This window comes from Acinetobacter sp. YH12112 (assembly GCF_013418945.1).
Lineage (GTDB): Bacteria > Pseudomonadota > Gammaproteobacteria > Pseudomonadales > Moraxellaceae > Acinetobacter > Acinetobacter indicus.
This window is the reverse complement of the sequence record NZ_VPBA01000079.1, coordinates 1-2352: the sequence shown is the minus strand read 5'-3', so window position 1 is coordinate 2352 and position 2352 is coordinate 1. Positions and strand designations below refer to the sequence as shown.

Genomic DNA, 2352 nt, shown 5'->3' with positions numbered 1-2352 from the left:
GTTATAGTTGGCTGAGCAAGCATTTATTTGATACTTTGGATGAAGTACAAGATTATGCAACAAACTGGTTGTGGCATTACAACCATGAAAGACCACATCAAGCTAACAAAGGAAAGCCACCTCTAATTGCTGCTTAACCTCTGCTTTTAACTTCGGTTATTTATGGGAGGATTACCATACCACCAACCGTGATATCAACAATACCCAAGAAATTACTCGTGATCAGACCACAGGTATGCTGGATGGTTCAGTAACGATTGATCATCGATTACTGACAGAAGCTGGACGACAGGAGATTATTCAAGAACAGAAGGATTTGCCAGAGAATTTCCGTCAAAGTGCAGAAAATTTAGCACAAGCCTTACCAGCGGGTGAGTATAAAGATAAGGCTTTACAAACACTAAATAATATTCAGGCAAGGCTTTACAATTTACCAAGTGAATATAAAGAAACGGGTGTAGTTGGTGACAAAGTTGCAAGTGAATTGCTCAAACGAGGGATAGAGCCAAAAGAAGTTGAAGCTTTATTTTCTAAATTAGATTTTTTCTATGCAGCAAAAGAGTTTAGTGAAATTCAGAGTCAACTAGATACATTAGCTCAATCTGGTGTTGATTTAGAAACGATTTTTAAACAACCTAAAATAGGCGTAAATGAACAAGAAGTAATTTATGCGAAAGGAACTGACATTGAGACAAAAGTTACGACCCAAACCACAGTTGGTATGACGATATTAAGCAATATTGCTGATTTAGGAAATAATATAAAGCAGATTAGTGAAGATACTGGAGTTGATTTAGGTACTGTTCAACTTGCGGTAGGACTAATGATTTCAGGCCCAGTCCGTTTAGCAATTGAGACAGGAAAATCTTTAGCTTTAGATAGTGCGGTAGGAGCTGAAATAGCTCAAGGATTTGATGCGCTGGCGACATCATTAACTGCCGCCGCTCATGTTACCAATTCAAATACGATTAATAATTGGACTAATTCAGAGAAAGTTAAAGAAATTGAAGCCTCAACATCTGAAAATAAATTAGATGAATTGAAATTTGCAAATGAAATTGAAAAAAATAAACAAGGTGCAGAATATTTAATTAATGCTGTGGCTGGAGTTGTAGGTGCTGGAGTAGGTAAAGGTGTCACTAAGGGGAAAGATGCTGATATTGAAATAAATCAAAAGCAATCTCTTGATGTGGGATGGGTTGATAATTATGGAAATCAAAAGAAAGTCACTGGAGATGGAACCGTGGCTAGAGATCATCAGCCGTCTAAAGCTGCATTATTAAAGAGAGCTGAAGACTTAAAGGAAGCGCCCTTAACTCAAGCAGAGAAAAATCGTATTATTAATGAAGGAATGAGTGTAACTGTACCAAATGAGGTGCATGCCGCAGGTCCAACCTATGCAGGAAAAAATAATAAAGGACTCATTGAAAATGATGCAAATGATTTACAAGCAGCACAAATTAGGGATTCTGAGGCAATGATAGATAATGCAAAAAAATTAACGCCTGAGTACGTTACAAAGTTGCAAGAAGCATGTACTACATTGAGCTGTAAAAATAATGCTGATTATGATAAATTTTTGAAAAATATTATGGATGAGGAGGCGAGAAAGAATGACAAATAAGTTTATTGATCATTTAATATCACTGTTGGGTAAGTCAAATATTGATGAAAAATTAGTTGATTTTTTTGTTAAAAATCAATTTGTGAAAAGTCAAGAGGAAATTAAATTACCAATTTATGATGAAGATGGTGATTTATTGGATGAGTATAATTTTTATATTAGTAAATATGATGAGGGATTGGGTTTTATATTTACTGATGAGTCTTTTTATTTAAATCAGGAGGACAAACCCATAACTGGTGAAAAAATATACTTAACGACTATATTTTTTTATAATGATGGTGTGGAAGGCTTTTCTCAATATAAACAAGAACTGCCATTTAATTTAAAATTTTCAATGAATAAAGCTGAAATTGAAAATATGTTAGGAGTGCCATTATTTATTAAGAATGATGATGGCGTGGTTAGAAGCCAAAAATGGAAAATTGAAGATATTCCATTTACAATATATATTTCATATAACAATATAGGTGAGATTAGATATATTTCATTAAGTATTCCTTACTGATTTAGTTAAAGTCGTTCCTACCCTATTTTGAATAAAAAAGCGGTTCTTTATTTAAAATGGAGCTACATTAATAGTTTTTAAGGTAATCCTTCAATAAATAACCGAAGTTAAAAGTAGAGGTTAAGCAGCCATTAGAGGTGGCTTTCCTTTGTTAGCTTGATGTGGTCTTTCATGGTTGTAATGCCACAACCAGTTTGTTGCATAATCTTGTACTTCATCC

Annotated in this window: 4 protein-coding genes; 3 read left to right on the top strand and 1 reads right to left on the bottom strand. The window is 34.0% G+C overall.

Translation table 11 applies throughout. The annotated features are described in order from the left end of the window. The 3 genes from FTU50_RS15065 to FTU50_RS15055 form a co-directional block, all read left to right on the top strand. Nucleotides 1–137 (top strand): integrase core domain-containing protein (locus tag FTU50_RS15065; protein WP_180055325.1); only part of this gene is annotated, 137 nt, incomplete at its 5' end. Nucleotides 138–235: 98 nt separating this feature from the next. Further along, nucleotides 236–1624 (top strand): hypothetical protein, encoded by a 1389-nt coding sequence (locus FTU50_RS15060; RefSeq protein WP_179991388.1) that lies wholly within the window; start codon nt 236–238, stop codon nt 1622–1624. Further along, nucleotides 1614–2132, top strand: a complete 519-nt coding sequence (locus FTU50_RS15055; RefSeq protein WP_179989170.1) for a hypothetical protein — start codon at nt 1614–1616, stop codon at nt 2130–2132. The genes FTU50_RS15060 and FTU50_RS15055 overlap by 11 nt, the downstream gene beginning before the upstream one ends. 120 nt (nt 2133–2252) lie before the next feature. Here FTU50_RS15055 and FTU50_RS15050 read toward each other — a convergent pair. Further along, the coding region (locus tag FTU50_RS15050) for an integrase core domain-containing protein (protein ID WP_179989160.1) at nt 2253–2352 on the bottom strand (100 nt) is incomplete at its 5' end.